Below are 3,175 nucleotides of genomic sequence, written 5' to 3'. Positions count from 1 at the left end.
CGCAGCAAGAAGTGGTTCTGGCCCTGATGAAGGTGGTGGGGCGAGTTGCCGTGTTTCCTCTCCCGGGGTAGGCCGCCATACTGCCCTTCTCTCTGCGTAATTTGAGCTGAAGATCACCTTTAGAAATCCTCATTCAAATCACAGTCATCTTACAAAAAGCGGAAATCTGAACTGTCAGATGTAGCTGACGTTAAGGTTGTATAAATATGGGGAATAGACATTTGACTTTCCCAGACCTTTCTGTGGCAACCTGACTAGTTTGGGGAAGACTAAAGACCAGAGTATTTGGAAGTCTGATAGGTCAGTCGCTCAGTACCTGACAGGTTGGGTTTCTGCCCGTCCAGAACGGCAACGACAAAGAGTTGACTTCACACAATGTCTATCGGATTTAAGCCACTTAGTCGCGGTGTCACTTAGAAAAGGGCAGGGCAAAGGGCTTGAACAGGCTTTGCCCTACAGGACTAAGGGTTAGAAAATCTCCTCCTGTACGGCCTCTAGAGCAACCTGTCAGGTACTGAGGGTCAGTCGATGCCGGGTAGAGCGTGCGATATGAGGTACCTCTACCCCGAGGGAAACGAGAAGGCGCAAAGTGGCTGCTGGCAGACTCGGGGAAGTGCGCCCCAGAGCGAGCAGGAGCGAAACGGGTTCCGGGCGTGCAGTGGGCCACCCGGCAACCCCGTACCCTCGTAGGTGGTTAACGCAGCAGACGGCAGTCTGTATGGGCGGTCTGCCTATTGCGCCTAGTCGGGTGTTCCCCCACGGGCCGAGTGGCGGTGTCAGACTGAGGCCATGAGTCATTCTCTGAGTGGTCAGCTCATTTTACCTGGCGGCGCGGTGCAAAGTGGCACCATTCACTTTTCGGAAGTGATCGAAGGGGTGACGCCGGACGCGGACGCTTCTGCGGGAAGCTGTTTCATCGTGCCGGGGTTTATTGATACTCATGTTCACGGTGGGGGAGGGGGCGACACAATGGACGGTGCCCCTGGGCTGGCACGCCTGTGCCGCCTGCACGCGCAGCACGGAACCACGACGGTGCTGCCGACCACCATGACGGGTCCCTGGGAACAGGTCATGCAGGCGCTTGAGGCGGTGGCGGCCATGAGACGTTCAGGCGGTGTGTCCGGCGGAGCTGATATTGCTGGGGCGCATCTCGAAGGGCCGTTCATCAGTCCTCAGCGGCTGGGGGCGCAGCCGCCGAACACGCTAGAGCCGACGCCACAGCTGGTGGCCGAAGTTCTGGGCACCGGTGTGCTGCGGGCCGTGACGCTGGCCCCCGAGCAGCCCGGAGCGACGCAAGCGGGGCTGGCCTTTGCCCGTGCCGGGCTCCGGGTGGGCATCGGGCATACGGTGGCAGACGCCGAAACGGTCACAGAATTTGTGCGGGCCGTGCAGCAGGCGGGCGGGCGCACCGCCGCCACACACCTCTTTAATGCGATGGGCGGTGTGCAGGGCCGTGAACCGGGACCACCGGGCGTTCTGCTGGCCGACCCACAGAGTTTTCTGGAGGTTATTCTGGACTTTGTGCATGTGCATCCCACCAGTTTTCAGCTGGCCTGCCGGGCCGGGCCGGGCCGCACTCTGCTGATTACCGACGCGATGCGGGCGGCGGGCGAAGGCGACGGCCTCAGCGAACTGGGCGGCCAGACGGTGATCGTCCGGAACGGGGAAGCGCACCTGGAAAACGGCTCGCTGGCGGGAAGCGTCCTGACTATGGACCGGGCCGTGCAAAACGCGCTAAAGGCGGGCCTGACGTTGCCGGAAGCCAGCCGAATGGCCAGCCTGATCCCAGCGCAATCGATTGGCCTGAGTGACCGGGGCGAACTGCGGGTCGGGTTGCGGGCCGATGTGGTGGTGCTGGACGCCGAATATAGGGTGCTTGCCGTGTACGTCGCGGGTCAACAGGTAGTGGGTCAGCCGGTGTCGGGTCGGGGGATTTCCTGATGGAGGGGGTGCTTATGCCCGGGCGTGCTACCCCTGACCCACTTATGTTGCAGGAGACCCGTCAGGTGCCTGCGGCTCTTGCCCGGCAGTGGCAGGAAAATGCGCCGCTGATCTCGCCTCTTGTCCGGGCCATTCGGGAGCGCCAGCCCGCTTACGCGGTGACGGTGGCGCGGGGCAGCAGCGATCACGCCTGCACCTTCTTGAAATACGCCCTCGAAACGCAGTTGTGCCTGCCAGTCGTCAGCGCCGCCCCCAGTGTCTTGACCCTGTACGGCACGCGGCTTCGGCTGGCTGGGGCGCTGGTCGTCGCCGTTTCGCAGTCGGGGGCCAGTCCGGACATTACTGAGACACTCCGGGCGGCCCGTGAAGCCGGGGCCTTGACGGTGGCGCTGGTTAATGTGCAAGACAGTGAGCTGGCGGCCACCGCCGAGTTTGTCCTGCCGCTGCGCTGCGGCGAGGAACAGGCGGTCGCGGCTACCAAGAGCTTCATAGCCAGTCTGACGGCCTTTTTGCCGGTGTTGGCCGAGTTGGGCGGGGACCACGCGCTGACGGCGGCCCTGGAAGCGTTGCCGACCGACCTGCGCCGGACGCTGGAACTCGAAGAGCAGGCGGCGGCGCTGGCCAGGCGTTACCGTTTTGCCGACCAGTTGCTAATTCTGGGGCGCGGCCTGAATTACGGTGTAGCCCAGGAAGCGGCCCTGAAACTAAAGGAAACCAGCGGCGTTCACGCTGAAGCCTACAGCGCCGCCGAATTCAGCCACGGCCCCCGGCGGCTGATCGTCAGCGGCCTGCCAGTGCTGGGCCTAAGCGCAGCAGATGTGGCGTGGCCTGCGACGCAGGCGGCTTATGCCGAGTTGCTCGGGCAGGGGGCAGACCTGCGAACCATCGGCCCAGCCCAGGGCAGTACCCTGACCACTCCGGCGGGGGCGCATCCTTTGCTGGCTCCGGCCTGTACGGCGCTGGCCTTTTATCTGTTCGCCGCGTATGTGGCGCTGGAACGCGGCCTTGACCCCGACCACCCGCCACTGCTGAGCAAAGTGACCCGCACCCGCTGAGGGAAAGCGGATGCGGGTTAATTCACCGATGTTCCAAGAACAGGGAAGGAGTGGGGCAAACGACCTTTTTGTGGCCTTGTCACTCAGGAGCTAAGAACGTTGTGCTAAGAGGCTGTCTGAGGCCCTAACCATGGGAAATGTTTTAGGCTTTAACGGTGGAACGCGCAGCTTACCCTAGC

General features: G+C 62.6%; 2 protein-coding genes. Both read left to right on the top strand.

The window, feature by feature from the left end:
- Positions 1 to 789 precede the first annotated feature (789 nt).
- Positions 790 to 1,941: an amidohydrolase family protein gene (locus QZ269_RS12535; RefSeq protein WP_291427042.1), complete on the top strand. Its 1,152-nt coding sequence runs from the start codon at positions 790 to 792 to the stop codon at positions 1,939 to 1,941.
- Between the two features lie 14 nt (positions 1,942 to 1,955).
- Positions 1,956 to 2,996 (top strand): SIS domain-containing protein, encoded by a 1,041-nt coding sequence (locus QZ269_RS12530; RefSeq protein WP_291427041.1) that lies wholly within the window; start codon positions 1,956 to 1,958, stop codon positions 2,994 to 2,996.
- Positions 2,997 to 3,175: the final 179 nt, after the last annotated feature.

This window comes from Deinococcus sp. (assembly GCF_018260405.1).
In the GTDB taxonomy this organism is placed as follows: domain Bacteria; phylum Deinococcota; class Deinococci; order Deinococcales; family Deinococcaceae; genus Deinococcus.
Note: the sequence above shows the minus strand (reverse complement) of the source record. Positions and strands in the feature narration are given on the sequence as shown.